Origin of the sequence: Reichenbachiella agariperforans, assembly GCF_900142205.1 — a bacterium.
GTDB classification, from domain to species: Bacteria; Bacteroidota; Bacteroidia; order Cytophagales; family Cyclobacteriaceae; genus Reichenbachiella; species Reichenbachiella agariperforans.
The window spans coordinates 1-18,512 of sequence record NZ_FRAA01000014.1; the positions used below are offsets into that span (position 1 = coordinate 1).

Consider the following 18,512-nt stretch of genomic DNA (forward strand, 5'->3'; position numbering starts at 1 on the left):
AGCTACAGCAAGCTATATCAGAGAATCCCCAAGAAAGTAGATGCGAATGCCATGCCTGTCGGCAGACAGGGCTACTATGGATGATGGAACGAGCAGGTATGAAGAACAGTAATGTTCAAAACAGGCAGTTTTGGCAGCAGCACAATAAACCTATTGAGCTTTGGAGTTCCAAAGTGATAGATCAGAAGGTAGATTACATACATCAGAACCCAGTTGAATCAGGTTTTGTATTAGAGCCAGAGCATTGGAAATATAGTAGTGCTATAGATTATGCAGGAGGAAAAGGGCTACTAGAGATAGACTATATTTGACTGTGACATGACCAAGGTACGAGCTGCAAGCTCGCACCAGCGGGGGGGTATTATTAATGGTTCCAAAGACAACCCTCCAAATGGTGCCGATGATCGTTTTAAAAAGACAATAGCCATTAATCAAGCGATTAAATAAAATCCAATTATGAAAAGAATAATATTATTATCAATTGTGTCTTTGACATCATTTTTTGTAAGTGCACAAGAAACCCCTTTGGAGTGCATGGACGGAGTCTGGACGGTCTATTACGACGATTCAAATCAGAAGGGGTTTTCACTTCGGAAAGGACATAATGTTGTTTCAATTAGCTACATTGAAGGGTCTTCTAGCTACAAACCAAGCATTACGGAATTGATTATTGGATTTTTAGACTATGACCCGAATGTTGCTGGAAAAGTAAACTACACTGATTTAAAACCAGACGGTTCTTATTATGTTGAATTTTATACAGACGAATTAAGTCAAGACAGTGTATTCACTTCTTCATATTTTACAACACCTGGCTATGAAGGTTGCGACAGTGAAGGGCTATACATCCAAGCTCGTCAAATGATGGAGTATGGTCGTTTGGAAAGACTGCCCAGCAAGGCCGTTCGTTACCTCTATGAGGCAGGCAAAGAGAGTGGACGCAATTATATCTCAGAATATCTGGACACTCAGGTCGCCCAGGTGAAAGTCGACAAATGTGTTATTTACTCTGCTCCCGATGTACCTACCAAGATGTTTATGGTTTCAGGTGACGTACCTACCATATTGGAAGAAAAAGGAGATTGGCTAAGATTTGAGTTTTTATCCACCCGGCTAGTTAACGGGTGGATAAAAAAAGGGGATGTAGAGTTTTAGGAGGCCCCGCTGGCGCAAGCTCAATGTTGTTAAGTTAAGCACCCTTCTGGTCGTAGCGTCCGCTAAGACCTAAAATATGGAAGGGCGTCCGCCCGTTGTTGGAGTTTTATAGAATGTACTTATCTTGTAGTGATGGGCAGAAAGGTATTCATACGTGATGTGTACAAAGAAATGATTCATAAAAGGGATGGCGTTTTTCAGTTGTGGCGACAACATAATCATCCCATAGAGTTGTCCACCAATGAGATGATAGATCAGCGATTGGATTATATACATTACAACCCAGTAGAGGCATGGTTTGTATATAAGCCAGAAGACTGGGTATGGAGTAGTGCCAGACAGTATGCAGGTAAAATCAGCGAACTAGCTATCAGCTATGTGTAATCGAGCGGACACTACGACCAGGGGGGCGTTAATCAAGCTATTAGGTAAATAAAATTTTAAGGATAATGAAAGTGTTAATTCTATCGTCATTTATATTTATGACATCATTTTTTGCACGAGCTCAAGAAACGCCTTTGGATTGCATGCAGGGAATTTGGATGGTATATTATGACGACCCAAGTCAAAAGGGTTTCTCCGTTCAGAAAGAGTACAGAGTGCTTTCAGTTGGCTATACTGAAGACATTGCTAACTACACCCCTAGTGTGAGGGAGTTGTTTATTGGTTTTTTGGATTATGACCCTAACGATACTGGTAGGGTTGATTATTTAGATCTAAAACCCAAAGGCCCATATTATATTGAACTTTATGCAGACGAAATGAGCCAAGATAGTGTATTTACTTCAAAGCATTTTCTTACTCCTGACTATGAAGGTTGTGACAGTGAAGGGCTATACATTCAAGCTCGCCAAATGATGGAGTATGGTCGTTTGGAAATACTGCCGAGCAAGGTCAGTGTATTGTATGACCTTACTTCTTTGTATGTAGGGGTAAAAGCTGGAGGAGAAACAATAGAAACTTTTACATTGTCGGGCAGTGCGATGAAAAATATTATTCAGGGTTATGCAGCAGGTGCTGAATTTGTAAATGTGACTTATGGCGGTGTAACCTTAACTGTACAACTAAAAAAGAGGGCAGAATGATAAAACTTAAATCTGATACTACTTACATATGGGGTAAAGGTGTGGTCTATTATAGTTTAACTCTTTTGATTATGATATTTCTTGTAAAGGTAACTCTTGTTCAAGCTCTATTTCTTTCTATGATCTCATTGATTTTTTATTTGCTTATTAACATGATTTATGCTTTTAGTTTTAATGTAGAGAGTAATACTATTGAGATAACAAATCAATTACGGCCATACTATAAGGAAGTAACCGCTTTTGAGGATATTAATAGCATCGAAGTTAAAGGGGTTATCAATAAGGGTATTACTCTTGCTATAGACTTTAAACATAAATCTAAAAAGTACTTTGCCGTAACAGGGATAAGTAAAGAAGAGCTTGAGGAGATTGTAGAGGTTTTTCGGACTTATAAGTCAGGGAATATGAATCCTAAAGAGGATGTGTAACCATTTACTCTAGAATTAGACCGCTTCTGGTCGTAGCGTCCGCTAAGACCTAAAATGTAGAAGGGCGCCTCCCTGTTCTTTCAAGTGTTCCGCAGGATTCCCGCTCGGTCGCATTTCCGAATGCGACTGAAACCTTAAGTAGGCATTTGCAATGCCGCAATTATCAAATTATCTTTCCTTATGGCCAATCGATACAAAATTAGAGACGAGTCAGGATTGTATTTTGTGACATTTACAGTAATAGGATGGGTAGATTTATTCGTTCGCAATGCCTATCGTGACTGTATAATTGACTCACTGAAGTATTGTCAAAAAGAAAAGGGATTGATTGTCCATGCTTTTGTGATTATGACGAGTCATGTGCATTTGATTGTCAGTTCAAAAGAAGGCTTTGATTTGGTAGCCACGATTCGTGATTTTAAGAAGTTTACTTCAAAGAAATTGATAGCGTTGATTAAGGAAATACCAGAAAGTAGACGTGAGTGGATGCTCAACAAGTTTGCTTACGAAGCACAACGGATCAAAAGAGGAAGTCAATACATTTTATGGAAGGAAGGTTATCATGCCAAGCAACTAGAGACAAATGCTTTTATAGATGAAAAGCTGAACTATCTTCACCAAAACCCGGTAGAGGGTGGTTTCGTGAGTCAGGCAGATGACTATGTTTATAGTAGCGCAAGAAACTATGGAGGAGAATTAGGGGTAATGGAAGTGGAGCTACTATGAAGGCATTGCAAATGCCATAAAGATGTGGTCGCATTCGGAAATGCGACCGAGCGGGATCCCAACATAGAATTAGATTACGCAACGGCAACAGATGAAGATTTAGGAAAAGCCTTGTTAAAGGCTTTTGAGTTGTCGAGTATTAAATAAGATGTCTGAAAGCCTCACAGATGCGGGGCTTTTTACTTATAAGCCAGCCTAGTTTTTACAGAAGCAAGTAAGTTATCAATGGTGTACAGGATATGCGATTTATCGGCATCAGGTAAAGTAAGACTAACCCCTCTGGTCGTAGCGGACGCTACGACCAGAGGGGTTAGTCTTACTTGATATTCCATATAAAAGTATTCCAGCAAGTTTTAAAAGAATGGAATCAATTGATATTATTGACAATTTAATTGGGCTATATACAACTAAATCAGAAGCAGAAGACGCCATTCTAGAACTAGAATTGTTGAAATCAAAGATAGAAGATGAACTGGACAAATAAATATAATAAAAGCAATTACATAAGTAGATTTATAGACTTGATACTTTTATTTATAATTTATACTATAATTCTTGAAGTTATATTGTGGACACTGTCAGATAGTCTTATATCTAGTATATTCAAAATACTAATTCCAATAATTGTGTTTACACCAAGGATATTTGGAGCTATGAAGCGTGCTAAAAGTTATATACAATCTATAACAATAGGAGAGGAATTTATTGAAATTAAATACTATCAAAATAGTACAATGAAACAAATTAATTGCAGGAAGATTGATTTAGTGATTGTTTTTTATCCCGAATTTAAAAGCAAGGGCTATTGGGAAATATATGAACATGGTAAACTCAAATTATTACAACATGAAGCTTTTTTTGATTCTGATACCGATATAATTGAATTATTTGATGCTATTTCAAAGTATATGCCAAGTGATTCAATGGTGGACAAGTCAAGAATCCACTAGGAGTAGGTGTGCCCCACCCCAATCGTCCTCGTCTGTGACGAGGATGTCATGGTAGAGCATTTGTAATGCGATAAGAAGCACAAGTAAGAATACCCTCTGGTCGTAGCGTCCGCTAAGACCTAAAATGTAGAAGGGCGTCCGCCCGTTTTTGGCGTTTTGTAGGATCTGCTTATCTTGTAGTGATGGGTAGAAAATATGCCCTGTCTGCCGACAGGCATGGATACGAGATCAGCTGTCCGCTCATCGTGTGACTTTTACGATAGTCAACTGGATAGATACCTGCCTGTCGGCAGACAGGTATTCATACGTGACGTTTACAAAGAAGTGATTCATAAAAGGAATGGAGTTTTTCAGTTGTGGCAACAACAGAATCATTCCATAGAGATGTCCACCAATGAGATGATAGATCAGCGATTGGCTTATGTACACGACAACCCAGTAGAGGCAGGGTTTGTATATAAGCCAGAAGACTGGGTATGGAGTAGTGCGAGACAGTATGCAGGTGAAATCGGCGAACTAGCTATCAGCTATGTGTAATCGAGCGGACGCTACGACCAGAGGGGTTGCCATAAAGATGTGGTCGCATTCGGAAATGCGACCGAGCGGATTTTTATGATCAACAAGTCTGAAGACTTGATTTTATTGTTTAGTTCCAAGTGGCCCTTCGGGACACTTAAAACAGCGGTACCCAGACAAAATGTCTCCTTTTTTTAGCTCCCATGGTAGATGGATCACGAATTAGATATGAGGACATGATGGCTTGCTCTATATCATGCCGACTCTCTACGGAAAGTGCCGTTTAAATAGCCTGGAGAGGGTTTTTATCGTCCGTTTTTAAACACGTGTGTTTGCTCGATCAAACACCTGTGTTCCGAGCTCCAAACACACGTGTTTAGACGGCCAAACACACGTGTTTGATTTGTCGATCACTTGTAGTCCTTTCATACCCTACTTTGTGGGACTCAATAGTGACCAATTGATGGGTATAGAGCTGTGCTTCTTGCTCGCGTATTGGATGTAGTACTGCCAGATTGTCTGTGCTATCACTCTGGTTGAAACCAAAGGAAACGATGGCCTGTTTAGCGCGTTTAAAGAGCTGTCACCATGACCGAAACCTGTGAGGTTTTGTTTCATTTCCCTCAATGACCTTGAGCTCCTGCCAGATGAGAGTGCACGCTAGACAATGTCTAAAGCCACAACCAACCACTATAACCCTCAATAAATCACCATCACTCAGTCTTACTTTCTCCTACCTTTTAGTATTTGCTCAGAACTGCGTAATATTAAGCATGCGAAAAATCATCTACCAGCTCGCCCTCATGGCAATTGTGTTTCAGACGCAGGCACAGTCGATCACCAAGTCCCTGGATCAATACATGACTCAAGTCAGAGGTGGCTCCTACGATCCCATCCCCAGCAAAATATTGAAGACCAAAGAAGTTGCCACCTTGCTGACAGAGCTGAACCGATACCAGCAGGACACCGTACCTAAGGTCAGAGCCAAGGCCTATGCGATAGCCAAGTCTGTTGGACAGCAGAGCAATCAGGCATCCATCCGATCACAAGCAGTGGGTCTCTTGACCAAAGGATTGCAAGACAAGGACAGCGGAATCATCGATGCAGTGATGGAGGGCTTGTCTGGATTTGCAGTGCAGGATTTTGCAGCACAGGACAAAGAGACGATTGGGCAGTACATTGACTCGACGGCCATTCATCTGGACACAGCACTCAAGCTGGCCGGTTGGCTTCAGCTCGGCGCATACAAAAGTGCCATTGGCCAAATCATCCAATCCGACGCCTCATTTACCGACAAATGGGCGGCCAGGCTCGCACTATGCAGGATGGGAGATCAGCAGTCCACAGCGTACCTGTTAACCAAACTCAGTCGTGCACCTATGGATGATGATTTTGTCTATGATTTTGTGCCAGGTCTGGTATATACCCGCAATCCTGAGATTTTTGAATATTTGGAAGGGATCATACAAAGTGACAAAGCCAACTGCATGTCGGCAGATCCAGATTCCAACAAAAAGATCCTCTGTGGCTATCGGGTGATGGAGTATATCGCTCCTGTGATCATAGATTTTCCTCTGCCCGTAGATGAGTTTGGTGAGCTGATGGTAGCGGATTATGAACAATCGCTACAAGAGGTCAGAGCTTGGTTAGATCAGCATGATACTTACGAGATCCGAAAGGAAGGATTTTAAGCCTCTCGCACCTTGTCCATGAGCTCCTGACGGATGCCCCAGTCTTTGGCGAGGTTGAGCATGGCGGTGGCTTCCATTTCGGTGAGGTAGCCTTTTTTGTTGTTGTCTTCCCAGACGGAGAATAGGTACTGGAGCTTTTGATCCATGGGCAGCGTGCCGATGATTTTGTTGAGGAGTTCGCGTGATCGCTCAAAGGCGGATAAGAAATCCTCTGCGATGAATGCATTGGCCCATTCGAGTTCTTTGTGTGCTGATAGCTCATCGGCAGACTCGTTTAGAATTTTCTCTTCATCCTCATCCAATCCATGGTAGTGGAAGATGAGGGACTTCAGTAGCATAAAAGCTTTTTTCTCTTCTTGGTTCATGTGAGCTAAGTCAGGTGGTGCGCCAACATTTTATGAATGCGTTAAATTATAAAAAAACTCTCGTACTAGCCTTATCTAATCAAGGAATCAATTGCTCGGTGACCCAATCTCCTAGTAGTTTTCCCTTTTGGGTGAGCGTAAGCGAGTTGTCTTCTATGTAGACGAGTTGTTCGGCGAGTAGTTGTGAGAGTTCTGCTGCTTTGGTTCGTTGCAGGTCATAATCAAGCTGTCGATGCAGTTGTTCCAGATTGATGCCTTCTGATTTTCGTATTTGTGTCAGGACAAACTCTGTGATTTTATCCTTTTGACTCAGGGTCTCTATTTCACAGGCCAGTTCGCCGTTTTTTAGTGCTTTGATGTATTTCGTGTTGTGCGACACGTTGTACTGTCGACTGTCTCCATCGTAGGAGTGCGCTGCAGGCCCTATTCCGAGATAGTGCGTGCCAGACCAGTAGGAGGAATTGTGGTGAGATCGCCAGCCAGGTTTACTGAAATTGGAGATCTCGTACTGCTCGTATCCTGCAGCAGATAGTGTCTCCATGATCAGCATGAGATGCTGCCCCGCGAGATCGTCATCCATGGGGGTTAGTTTGTTTTGTTGATGCCACTTGCCGAATACCGTGTCTTCCTCTATCGTGAGGCCATAGATGGATATATGAGGAGTGTCTAGTGATAGGGCCATTTCCAGGTCTTTTTGGAGCATGGCACGTGTTTGATTTGGGACACCAAAAATAAGGTCGATACTGATGTTTTCTATCCCGAGACCTTGTGCTTCACGTATCGATGTTATGGCCGCTGAGCTGTCATGCGAGCGGTTGAAATACTGCAATATCTCGTCATCAAAAGATTGCACACCAATGCTGAGCCTGTTGACACCTAGTGCTTTGATTTGTGTCAATTTTTCGGTTGTCAGATCATCAGGGTTGGCCTCTAAGGTGAGTTCCGCATCGGGCGCAAGCTGATAGGTCTCTCGAACCATCTCGATCAGGTCTGCGAGCTCGTGGCTGTCGAGCAGTGAGGGCGTGCCACCCCCGAAGTACAGTGTATGGATTACTGGGTCGGATAAGTAGGTTGTGCGTAGTTTCAGCTCTTTTTTCAATGCTTCTACCATTTGCTGTTTATTTTGCAGACTGGTAGAGAAGTGAAAATCACAGTAGTAGCAGGCTTGTTTGCAATAGGGAATATGGATATAAATTCCACTCACGAGATCAATGGGTTTAAAGTAGGATGCTAAAGTATAGACAAATCTATAATCTAATCGCTTTGGTGATGCTATTTGCGGCCTTGTCTCAGTGGGCGACTGCACAAAAGTATGAAGTAGTGTTACATGGCATCCCAGATCGCTTGGCAGATGCATCCTCGACCGTAGACTCTAGTGCGGTGATACAGTATACTCGACAGGTCACCCACAGACTGCAGAGAGAAGGCTATTGGCTATCGAGTATGGATAGCATCACATGGCGTGAGGGGCAGGTAGAAGCCTACTACTACCTGGGTAGTCGTTACGAGCGTGTCCTGTTCGAGCTTCGTTCGGATCAGGTCATCGAGCAGGAGAGGCGATTGTCTAGGGACAAGAACAGTGTGGCTCAGGTCAACAAACGCATCGAGGGGATTTTGTCACACTATGAAGACAATGGCTATCCCTTTGCCTCGGTAGTGATAGACTCATCCGTCGTTCGTGATCAGGCGTTGTATCTCTGGCTGGAGATTGATCCGGGTATGCTGATTCGTTTTGATTCGCTGGAGGTCGTGCCAGCGGGCGTACTAAAAGAACGTTTTGTTAGCCGCTACCTCGGTCTCAACTATGGCCACTACTACAGCGAGTCGCGTGTGCTGGATATTGGAAATAAGCTCGAAAATATACCTGCGGTTAAACTCAAGGCAATGGAAAGTACTTTTTCGCTACAGCGATCTCAGATCAAATTAGAATTAGAGCGACAGAAGGTCAACTATTTTGATGGGATACTGGGGCTCGTGCCCTCAGCTAATGGGTCTAGTCGGGTGGATATTACAGGGGAGTTGAATTTGAGCCTCAAAAACCTGTTCCAGTCTGCCAAGCAGTTTGAACTGCACTGGGAAAGATATACTACCAATTCTCAGCGGTTGGAAATCCACTATTTGCACCCGGCTTTTTTGGGCATGCCCTTGGATTTGTTTCTCGGCTATGATCAACTCAAGCAAGACACTTTGTTCTCCAATCGGTCATTAAAAGCCGCGTTTGACTATTATCCATCTGGTCGTATGAAGCTGCGCACAAGCTATGAAAACGAACTTGGCAATGAACTGAATGATGATAGTGGTGAGAGCGGAAGTTTCAAAATTGATTATTATGGTCTGTCGGGGGAGTATTGGCGGTTAGATGACAGGACTACTCCGAGGCAAGGAATCGCATTAGCTTTTGACACGCAAGTAGGGTACAAGGATATTAGGCTAGATACAGTCGCCGATGTGGAGACGACACAGTATCGCCTGAGTGCCAAGGTGCGTTACTACCAGCCCGTTCGGCGTAGATCTGTACTCCATGTCGCAGTATCTGGGGGATGGATGGAGAGTGATGTGCTGTATCTCAATGACTTGTTTCGACTCGGGGGCTTGCGGTCGATCCGCGGGTTTAATGAGAACGAATTTTATGCAGGCAGCTATGTTTATACTAATCTCGAATGGAGGTTTTACATAGAGAATAAGTCATATCTTTTGGCGTTCTATGATCAAGGATGGATGTCGTATGATATTGTTCGCGGCAGTTTCTCTGACAGGCCATCTGGAGTAGGACTGGGGATGCAGTTCGATACAGCAGGCGGTTCATTTCTCATGCTTTATGGTTTAGGTAGGAGAGAAAACCAAGGCTTTTCGTTCGATTCCTCAAAAATCCATTTTGGATACAGTGCTTTATTTTGAAAAGGATGCTTTAATTCGCTTACTTTGACAGCCAATTCTGACTTATGATTGAATCACTTCTTATCTTCTTTTGGGCGATGCTCATTTCTATGTTTTCCATCCCCACGATTATCAGCGTGGCACACAGCAAGCGGATTTTGGATCAGCCTGATTTTCGCAAGCATCATGGGGTAGATACTCCACGTTTGGGTGGGTTAGGTATTTTCGCAGGATTTATGACAGGGGTAGCTATTTTTGGTCAAATGACCATGGGTGTGCAACAACTTCTGGCTGGGAGCCTTATTATTTTTTTCGTAGGCGTCAAAGATGATATTAACGGGGTGTCCGTGTTTAAAAAATTCTTTGTGCAGGTGCTTGCTGCGGGTATTGTGTTGTTTTATGCAGATATTAGAATTTCTAGTTTTCAAGGGCTATTTGGGGTGTATGACCTGGATATAGGGCTTAGCTACGCTTTTACATTCCTCGTGATACTCTGTGTGACTAATGCCGTCAACTTGATCGATGGGATCAACGGCTTGGCAGGCACGATCGTTTTGATAATATGCTTCGCCTTTGGAATAGCATTTTATTTTTACAACCAGATGAGCTATGCTTTTGTGGCTTTTGCCTTAGCTGGAGGCATACTAGGTTTTTTGAGGTATAATTTTGGGAATGCTAAAGTCTTTATGGGAGACACAGGTGCATTGGTCAGCGGTTTTATTATTTCTATCATGGCAATTCATTTCATAGAAATGCGCCTAGTGCCTGCAGCTCCTGCTCTTACGATAGGTGTTTTGTTCATTCCGATCTTTGATACGATCCGTGTCTTTATCATTCGTGTGTACAATGGGGTGTCGCCTTTTATGCCAGATCGCAACCACATACATCATTATTTTGGCTACATGGGATTGTCTCATTCGCAGACCGTGATAACGCTTGCATTGATCAATATTGGTGTGATTGCACTGATTAGGCTCTATGCTGAACTTGGTAATACGATTTTACTTCTGTGCTTGGGAGTCTTTGCAGTTGTTTTTAGCGTAGGACTGGAGTTGCTCACCAAGAAAAAGAGAGCGCAACATGCGTAAATTGTTTTTACTGAGTATCATCTTAGGTCTGGGCTTGATGCCTAACCGACTCTCGGCGAGCGAGGGGTTCAGCGTTATCAAAGACCTTCGCTACTCGTGGAAAAACCATGAACCGAATCTAAAGATACTAGTGCCCTATCTCAGTACTTCTAGTGTTCCCGCAGTGACTTTTGACCTGAACCTAAATCAGTATATGGGAGCCGAATTGATGCTAATCGTACCGGCTAATCACTCCATTTATATTGAGGCAGCCTTGATGACTGTGACGGAGCGGCGTGATACCTTACTTTGGTCGGTGGATAGTCTACGGTCATATTATGATCAACCTTCAATCAACCTCATACTTTATAGCAAGAGTTGGGATTCACAGGGGGTGAGTTCTTGGGTGGTGCAGACGGGGGATAATGTTTTGGTAGAGACGGGCAGCGAATTGAGCGAAATATACCGGTCCAAAGGGGAGAACGATCGAATGATCTTAGCTTCTCTGACTATCCTATCATTGATGGTCATTTTTAGAACCTATCTTTATCGATTATTTCATGAGTATTTTTTAGTATCTAAATCTATTCGTGTTAGACAAAACTTTGAGCTAATCGCAGCACAGTCGCCATTATCACTGATTACGATAGGCTTTATTTTTTTGTATGCGGCTTTTCTTGCAGGAGCAGTCTTAAACCTTGGATTGAAATTAGGTGAGACCTCTCACTGGGTGGCTTATTTTGGTTTTTTACCTTCTTCAGAAGTTCAGGCTTTACTGGTTTTTGCTATCGCCTTTGGACTAATGATACTCAAGGTGCCGTTGATAGGATTGATGGCGAGGGTATTTGGATTTCAAAAGGCAATTGAAGTCCATTTTTTTGCCTATTTCCGACTATCGCTTCTTATTTCCTTCTTTGCTTTTAGCGCGAGTATAGTAGTGTTTGTGTCTTCATTGGATTTGGCCGCAGACCTGTGGTTTGTGGTCAAGCTAGTCGTACTCATCTTCTTACTTATACGGCTGGTTTTGATGTATTTAATTCTAAATAATAATTTGGGGGTCAAAAAACTGCATTTAATTTCTTACCTTTGCAGCTCAGAAATTATACCCCTGATTATTATCGTTAAAACTCTTTTAAGATAAAAATTTGTTCATAAAAGGTCAATTGGAATGAGTGAAGAATTACTGACAGAAAACAAGGCAAGGCTAAAAAAAGTGTCTAGCATTTTAGTTTCACAGCCTAAACCGAGCGATGATAAATCGCCATATGCTCAACTTGCGGAAAAATATAAGTTGAAAATTGACTTTAGGCCTTTTATTCAAATAGATCCTGTAGATGTCAAGGAGTTTAGAAAACAAAAAATTGATATCCTTGCGCATACAGCAGTTATTTTTACGAGTCGAAATGCAGTAGATCATTTTTTCAGATTAGCGACTGAGAGTAAAGTTGAAATCCCTTCTGATATGAAGTATTTCTGTATCTCAGAGCAAACAGCTAATTATCTGCAGAAATACATCGTGATTAGAAAGCGAAAAATATTTACAGGCCTGAGAACCGCTGAGGATCTTATTGAAATTCTAAAGAAGCATAGTAAAGAGAAATATATCTTTCCTTGTTCTAATATCAGAAAAGAGGATATTCCGGACTTCCTGAAAGATAACAATTACGAATACTCTGAAGCAATCATCTACAAGACAGTTGCAAGTGATCTTTCTGATTTGGATGATGTGAAGTATGATATTATTGCCTTTTTTAGCCCATCTGGTATTAATTCACTGTTGGTGAACTTTCCGAATTTTGAGCAGAACGAGACGAGGATCGCAGCGTTTGGCCCCACGACTTCAAAGGCTGTGACTGATGCAGGAATGGTGTTGGATATTCAAGCGCCACTACCTAATGCCCCGTCTATGACTGGTGCACTAGAGTTGTACATCAAAGCTGTGAATAAGGCTTAAGACATTCTATTTAGAATATGTTTACAATGGAGTAATTGTATGGGTTTTTCCTTATAATTACTCCATTGTTTTTTTTAAACCTCTCCAATGCGAAAACTGATCTGGCTATTAGGATGTTTTTGGTTGAGCGCAAGCATTGCTTTTGCTCAACAAGACCCTGTGTTCAGCCACTTTATGCTAAACGCCTCCTATGTCAACCCTAGTTTGACAACCTATGATGGTCAAGCCAGTGTAACGCTGTTGAGTCGAAATCAATGGACTGGGTACGAGCCTACATTCGAATATGAAGGAGGTGCACCTGCGACACAATTTGTTAATTTTTCTACATTGCTACAACTGGGCAAGGCTCCCTTAGCTTTAGGAGGGACGTTTATCTATGATGAGTTTGGTCCTAGAAAGGACACATACGTACAGCTGTCATTGGCTTACCATCTAGAGATGTCAAGAGGTCGGTTGAGTTTGGGTGTTAGACCTTCAGTGACCAACCGCGTGTTAGATTTTGCTCAATTAATTGCAGTAGATCCTAGTGAATTCATGGGTTTGGGTCAGGAATCACAAATGGCACCAGATTTATCCGCGGGAATGGCGTATTCTTCCAATGATTTGATGTTTGCGTTGGGAGTTGATCATTTGATCCCATCGGATTTTAATTACAGTTTTGATCCGGACGGCATCAGCGGGAACGAACAGGTCAGGGTGTATAGCCTGTTGGTTAGATATCAGTATTACTTTTCGCAGAAACTTAGATTGGAGCCCACTGTCATGGTTAAAACAAATCTGTCAGGAGTCACTTATGACGTGAATGTTCGTGCCATATATATGGAAAAAATGTGGGGAGGGGTTTCTTATAGGGATTCTGAAGCTTTAACTATTTTGCTTGGGTATTCTTTTTTGAAGGACAACTCACTTAGTATAGGCTATGCCTTTGATTATGTGGTGAATGACAGTGAGTCCAAACAAGTTACTTCCCATGAGTTGTATTTGCGATACAATCTACCCGCACTGAATTCTCGTGAGAAAAAAATCGTTAGAACACCAAGGTTTAGGTTTTAATTGATTTTTTTTCAACGTAACATTGTGATCAAGTATGTAGGAGGTGTTTTGTCTCCTTTGTGAAAATGCAATTTAAGAGCTAATAAGTGGTGTTTCTAATTTTTGAAACATTATATTTATGGTTTGAACTATGCAATATATTTTGTGTATACTTGTTAAGTTAAAGTGTGTATATAATATTTCGTGTTATGAATAAAATAGGTGTAAGAAAGATTGTATCATATCTGTTTATGCTGAGTGTGTTGATTGCAGGTCAAGGGTGTAGCTTGCTCAACGTGTTCGGAGGCGGAGGTGATAGTTATGATGATCGTGGAGAACTGATAGGTTCCATGGGTCGAGATGGCTTTGAAATGGTAAGGCCATTTGGTATGGTGGCGGTTCCTCCTGGGACTTTCCACATGGGGCAAGCAGATCAAGATGTAGCTGCAACCCAAATCAATTTCAACAAGCAAGTGACAATTGGTCCATTTTATATGGATGACACAGAGATCACAAACAATGAGTACCGACAATTCGTGGAGGATATCGTAGAAGGATCTGAAGCTGAGCTGCCTGAAGGATTTGTTGTTGCCGATTTGGTTCCTGATTCTGCTGTATGGGTTAGAGATTTTACACACCACATGGGAGATCCATTGATGGTGTACTACTGGTCTCACCCAGCATTCGACAACTATCCTGTAGTAGGGGTAGATTGGGAAGCTGCGAAGTATTTCTGCGAATGGAGAACGGAGCATCTGAATACCTACAGATCGGATAGAGGGTTGTTCCCAATGCCAAACTTTAGATTGCCTTCAGAGGCTGAATGGGAGTATGCAGCCAGAGGCGGTAGAGATATGAACAAGTACCCTTGGGGTGGTCCATATATCAGAAATCAAAAAGGGTGTCTATTGGCGAATTTCAAGCCAGGTAGAGGTAACTATTTTGATGATGGTTTTGCGTACACTTCTCCAGTAGCAACATTCTTTGCGAATGATTACGGACTATACGAAATGTCAGGTAACGTTGCTGAATGGTGTGAGGATGCATTTAATCCTGCTTCTATGCCATTGGTATGGGATTTGAATCCTACATTCTTCGATGACGATGAACCAAAAAAGGTTATTCGTGGAGGATCATGGAAGGATATTGCCTACTACTTGGAAACAGGAACTAGAACTTACGAATACAAAGATTCAACAAGAGCTTCAATTGGGTTTAGATGTGCAATGACACACCTAGGAAGATCTAGTGGGTCAGAATTTTAATCTTAATCAAACAAGAATTTAATAACCTAAAATCTTTAAAGAAATGAGCGCAAAAAAAGGTGGACTAAAAGAGCTATTATTTACCACAATAATGCCAAAAGTATATGGTATCGGTGCTGCAGTTGTAATTGTAGGTGCGATGTTTAAGATTCTTCACTTGCCAGGTGCTGGTGAGATGCTTGGAATTGGATTGACTACTGAGGCAATTATATTTTTCTTAAGTGCATTTGAGCCAAAACACCATGAAGTAGATTGGTCTAAAGTCTATCCTGAATTAGCAGATGATTATGATGGTCCTAGAGCAAAGCCTAGAGCTGTTGCTCCAGTAGCAACAGGAACTTCTGCTCAGATGGATAAGATGTTAGCGGATGCTAATGTAGGTCCAGAGTTGATTAAGAGTTTAGGTGATGGTATGAAGAATATGGCTGATTCGGCTAAGAAAATGTCAAATCTTGGAGATGCTGCATTGGCTACCAATGAGTATGCCAACAATGTAAAGTCTGCTTCTAAGTCTCTTGTTGATATGAATAAGTCTTATGCAGCTACAGCTGTGGCAGTTACTGCAATGGCAGATGCTTCAAAAGATGCCTCGGCATTCCATGCGCAAGTACAAAATGTAACTAAGAACTTGGGAGCACTTAACGCTGTGTATGAGATGGAGTTGAAAGATGCTAACAGTCACGTGAAGGCGATGAATAAGTTCTACTCGAATGTAACTTCAGCTATGGAAGGTATGGCTGAGGCAGCGAAGGATACTGAAAACTTCAGAACAGGAATGACTAAGTTGAACACAAATATCACGTCATTGAATGGCATCTATGGAAACATGCTGTCTGCCATGAGAGGTGGTGGGAATCCTGCAAAATAAATCGATCATTTAACCTAATATTTAAAAATTATGGCTGGAGGAAAACAATCCCCAAGAGACAAGATGATCGGCATGATGTACTTAGTATTGACTGCCTTACTTGCTTTGCAGGTTAGTAATAGTGTACTAGAGAAATTCATTTTTATAAATCAAGCTTTCGAAACCACTAACAAAGAAAATGTTAGCGAAAACGTAAAGAAGGTAGAGTCTATTCAAAAAGCAGTAGGTGATGCTGGGAATAGAGAGAAGGACTTAGCGGTACTCGATAAGGCCAAAAAGGTGAGAGAGGCGACTAAAACGATCATTGAGGAGTTAGATGTTTATAAAGAAGAACTGATCCAAAGAACTGGTGGTGTCGATGAAAATGGAAACTATTTGGGTCAAAAGGATATTGATGCTCCTTCCGCAATGTTTGTTAACGAGAAAAAAGGTGATGAGCTGAAGGATAATTTGAATGAGTATTCTTCTTTCCTTAGAGAAGTGACAGGAGATGATGCAATCAAAAACATAGCAAAGGACGCTAATGAAATCAGTGTTTTTAAAGATGATCCGAATCAAAATAAAAAGGGTTTTGCTGAATTGAACTTTGGTCACAGTACTCCAATGGTTGGTGCTTTGGCTTCATTGAGTCAATTGCAGTCGGATGTTATCGTTGAAGAGACTAAGGCACTAGCTACTTTAGCTCGTGAAGTGGGCGCTGAAGATTTGAAATTTGATCAAATTGTACCTATGGTTAGACCAGAGTCAAGAGTTGTAGCTGCAGGTTCAGAATATGTTGCAGATATGTTTATCGCTGCATCTTCGTCCGCTGTTAACCCTGCTATGACTTATGACGGGAATGAAGTAGAGGTTATAGATGGTATGGGTAAAGTGAAGTTTACAGCTAGAGCTTCGAGCTATGATAAAAATGGTATGTCTTTGCAGAGCTTTATTGGGGCAATCAAGGTTAAATTGCCAGGTGGCCGGGACACGACATTCACAGATACTATAGAGTATATTGTTTCTAAGCCTGTTATTCAAATTCAATCTGCTTCGGTGCAAGCGCTTTATTTGAACTGTGGTAATGAATTGACTGTAAATGTCCCAGCATTAGGTACGGCTTACAATCCAACATTCGGAACCAAAGGAGGTCAAAGTATCAAAGGGGCTAATCGCGGTGATGTAACGATAGTTCCAAAATCTGCGAATGTTACTTTGAGTGTATCTAGTGGAGGCAACCTTATTGGTACGGAATCTTTCAAGGTAAAGAGAATTCCTAAGCCAGAGATTACAGTGTATAGTGGTGGAAGAGAAGTGGATTTGAAGCGTGGTACGAAAGGAGCTCCAAGGTCTATCAAGATTCAAGCTGTTCCTGATGAAAGTTTTGCGCAATTCCTTCCAAAAGATGCTAAGTTTAGAGTTGCTGAATCAGAGATTACTTTGGTAAGATCAGGTAGAGCGGTTCAGAGCTTGAGACCAAAAGGTCCAGATGTAAACTTATCTTCACTGGCTAGTCAGGCTAGACCTGGTGATGCATTAGTAATAGAAGTAAAGAAAGTACAAAGAAGAAATTTCAAGGGTGAAGTTGAGGATTTTCCTAATTTTGGCCCTAGAATTCTAACGGTGAGAATAAATTAAACAATTAGGTTATGAAGAAAATTTGTTATGTGTTAAGCCTGGTTGTCTTCATAGTGACTTCTAATGTTGAGTTTGTATGTGCTCAAGAGAATGGAAGTACAGGATACAATCCGGATGCAATCCGACCAGTACATGAGTCTTACAAAATGTATAAGAAAACAGTTTGGAGGCGAATGGACTTAGAGGAGAAGCAGAATGCGCCTTTTTTCTCTAGAAATGGAGAGTTGTCGACGATTATCATTGAGGCAGTTAAGGCCGGTCTTCTGTTCCCTTACACCAATGATTCAGTAAATACTAGAATGTCTAAGGAGACTTTTCTAGAGAATTTGAAACTTGAGGAAGAAGGTGGAGGATTGACGGAAGAAGAAATAGCTATGGGTTTTGGTGCTGATAGTGATGATGATTTCTTTGGAGGAGGGTTCGAAGAGCAGAGCGAAGAGGAAGAGGAGATTGTTGATGCAAATGAGTTTGCACCACGGGACTTTTCAATTGCTGAGCTGAAAGAGGAGATGTATTTTGATAGAATGCGTTCTAGAATGTATTTTGATATTTTGTCTATTACAATTTTCCTTCCTGCGGATAAGAATCCAGCCATGTTTGAAAAGCCATTGGCGTCTTTTAAGTATAAAGATTTGACGGCTCTGTTTAGAAGCATGCCAGACGAAGCAATTTGGTACAATGTGCAGAATACTGCTGAGCATAAGAATATGGCGGATGCATTTGATTTGAGATTGTTTAGCTCGAACTTGACTAAGTTCTCTAACCCTGCAGATGATAGAATAGTGGACATCTATAGCAAAACACGTAGAGCTGGAATTCTTGCTTCACAACAGATCGAATATGATTTAGTCGATTTTGAAAATGAATTGTGGGAGTTTTAATACCCACATAGTTCAAACAATATTTAAAGCTTCTA

The 18,512-nt window shown here is 41.6% G+C and carries 19 protein-coding genes and 1 pseudogene; 18 read left to right on the top strand and 2 right to left on the bottom strand.

Translation table 11 applies throughout. The features are described from left to right. From BUB99_RS19600 to BUB99_RS19640, 9 genes and pseudogenes are all read left to right on the top strand, one after another. Nucleotides 1-311, top strand: a pseudogene (locus tag BUB99_RS19600) (transposase); the annotation flags it as partial. Between the two features lie 145 nt (nucleotides 312-456). Continuing rightward, nucleotides 457-1,155: a hypothetical protein gene (locus BUB99_RS19605; protein WP_139281120.1), complete on the top strand. Its 699-nt coding sequence runs from the start codon at nucleotides 457-459 to the stop codon at nucleotides 1,153-1,155. A gap of 132 nt (nucleotides 1,156-1,287) precedes the next feature. After that, nucleotides 1,288-1,539 (top strand): hypothetical protein, encoded by a 252-nt coding sequence (locus BUB99_RS19610; RefSeq protein ID WP_073125588.1) that lies wholly within the window; start codon nucleotides 1,288-1,290, stop codon nucleotides 1,537-1,539. 65 nt (nucleotides 1,540-1,604) lie between these two features. Next, nucleotides 1,605-2,240, top strand: a complete 636-nt coding sequence (locus BUB99_RS19615) for a hypothetical protein (protein WP_139281121.1) — start codon at nucleotides 1,605-1,607, stop codon at nucleotides 2,238-2,240. Then, on the top strand, nucleotides 2,237-2,668 hold the full coding sequence (locus BUB99_RS19620) for a hypothetical protein (RefSeq protein WP_073125593.1): 432 nt from the start codon (nucleotides 2,237-2,239) through the stop codon (nucleotides 2,666-2,668). Before BUB99_RS19615 ends, BUB99_RS19620 begins: the two co-directional genes overlap by 4 nt. Nucleotides 2,669-2,848: 180 nt before the next feature. Beyond that, nucleotides 2,849-3,394: an REP-associated tyrosine transposase gene (locus BUB99_RS19625; protein ID WP_073125595.1), complete on the top strand. Its 546-nt coding sequence runs from the start codon at nucleotides 2,849-2,851 to the stop codon at nucleotides 3,392-3,394. Between the two features lie 653 nt (nucleotides 3,395-4,047). After that, the gene (locus BUB99_RS20300; protein WP_139281122.1) at nucleotides 4,048-4,344 is read left to right on the top strand and encodes a hypothetical protein; all 297 of its coding nucleotides are present in this window, start codon (nucleotides 4,048-4,050) and stop codon (nucleotides 4,342-4,344) included. Nucleotides 4,345-4,560: 216 nt separating this feature from the next. Continuing rightward, nucleotides 4,561-4,881 carry a hypothetical protein gene (locus tag BUB99_RS19635; protein WP_139281123.1) on the top strand — a complete coding sequence of 107 codons (321 nt, stop codon included), beginning with the start codon at nucleotides 4,561-4,563 and terminating at the stop codon, nucleotides 4,879-4,881. Nucleotides 4,882-5,633: 752 nt separating this feature from the next. Then, a complete protein-coding gene (locus BUB99_RS19640; RefSeq protein WP_073125603.1) occupies nucleotides 5,634-6,551 on the top strand; it encodes a hypothetical protein in 918 nt (305 codons plus the stop codon). Here BUB99_RS19640 and BUB99_RS19645 read toward each other — a convergent pair. After that, on the bottom strand, nucleotides 6,548-6,916 hold the full coding sequence (locus BUB99_RS19645; RefSeq protein WP_073125606.1) for a hypothetical protein: 369 nt from the start codon (nucleotides 6,914-6,916) through the stop codon (nucleotides 6,548-6,550). The genes BUB99_RS19640 and BUB99_RS19645 overlap by 4 nt on opposite strands. 79 nt (nucleotides 6,917-6,995) lie before the next feature. Then, nucleotides 6,996-8,120, bottom strand: a complete 1,125-nt coding sequence (hemW, locus tag BUB99_RS19650; protein ID WP_073125608.1) for a radical SAM family heme chaperone HemW — start codon at nucleotides 8,118-8,120, stop codon at nucleotides 6,996-6,998. A 23-nt stretch (nucleotides 8,121-8,143) separates the two neighbouring features. Here hemW and BUB99_RS19655 point away from each other — a divergent pair, with 23 nt between their 5' ends. The 9 genes from BUB99_RS19655 (at nucleotide 8,144) to porN (ending at nucleotide 18,477) form a co-directional block, all read left to right on the top strand. After that, the gene (locus BUB99_RS19655; RefSeq protein ID WP_073125610.1) at nucleotides 8,144-9,814 is read left to right on the top strand and encodes a BamA/TamA family outer membrane protein; all 1,671 of its coding nucleotides are present in this window, start codon (nucleotides 8,144-8,146) and stop codon (nucleotides 9,812-9,814) included. A gap of 44 nt (nucleotides 9,815-9,858) precedes the next feature. Further along, nucleotides 9,859-10,881, top strand: coding sequence for a glycosyltransferase family 4 protein (locus BUB99_RS19660; protein ID WP_073125613.1), 1,023 nt, complete (start codon nucleotides 9,859-9,861; stop codon nucleotides 10,879-10,881). Beyond that, entirely contained in the window at nucleotides 10,874-12,001 is a 1,128-nt protein-coding gene (locus tag BUB99_RS19665; RefSeq protein WP_084190686.1) for a DUF4271 domain-containing protein, read from the top strand. The genes BUB99_RS19660 and BUB99_RS19665 overlap by 8 nt, the downstream gene beginning before the upstream one ends. 27 nt (nucleotides 12,002-12,028) lie before the next feature. After that, on the top strand, nucleotides 12,029-12,814 hold the full coding sequence (locus tag BUB99_RS19670) for a uroporphyrinogen-III synthase (RefSeq protein WP_073125618.1): 786 nt from the start codon (nucleotides 12,029-12,031) through the stop codon (nucleotides 12,812-12,814). An 87-nt stretch (nucleotides 12,815-12,901) separates the two neighbouring features. Next, nucleotides 12,902-13,867, top strand: a complete 966-nt coding sequence (locus tag BUB99_RS19675) for a PorP/SprF family type IX secretion system membrane protein (protein WP_073125620.1) — start codon at nucleotides 12,902-12,904, stop codon at nucleotides 13,865-13,867. A 188-nt stretch (nucleotides 13,868-14,055) separates the two neighbouring features. Next, nucleotides 14,056-15,111 carry a T9SS ring complex lipoprotein PorK/GldK gene (gene porK, locus BUB99_RS19680; protein ID WP_073125623.1) on the top strand — a complete coding sequence of 352 codons (1,056 nt, stop codon included), beginning with the start codon at nucleotides 14,056-14,058 and terminating at the stop codon, nucleotides 15,109-15,111. Between the two features lie 43 nt (nucleotides 15,112-15,154). After that, on the top strand, nucleotides 15,155-15,979 hold the full coding sequence (gene porL / locus BUB99_RS19685; protein ID WP_073125625.1) for a type IX secretion system motor protein PorL/GldL: 825 nt from the start codon (nucleotides 15,155-15,157) through the stop codon (nucleotides 15,977-15,979). A 30-nt stretch (nucleotides 15,980-16,009) separates the two neighbouring features. Then, entirely contained in the window at nucleotides 16,010-17,596 is a 1,587-nt protein-coding gene (gene porM / locus BUB99_RS19690) for a type IX secretion system motor protein PorM/GldM (RefSeq protein ID WP_073125627.1), read from the top strand. 11 nt (nucleotides 17,597-17,607) lie between these two features. Continuing rightward, on the top strand, nucleotides 17,608-18,477 hold the full coding sequence (gene porN / locus BUB99_RS19695) for a type IX secretion system ring subunit PorN/GldN (protein ID WP_073125630.1): 870 nt from the start codon (nucleotides 17,608-17,610) through the stop codon (nucleotides 18,475-18,477). Nucleotides 18,478-18,512 lie beyond the last annotated feature (35 nt).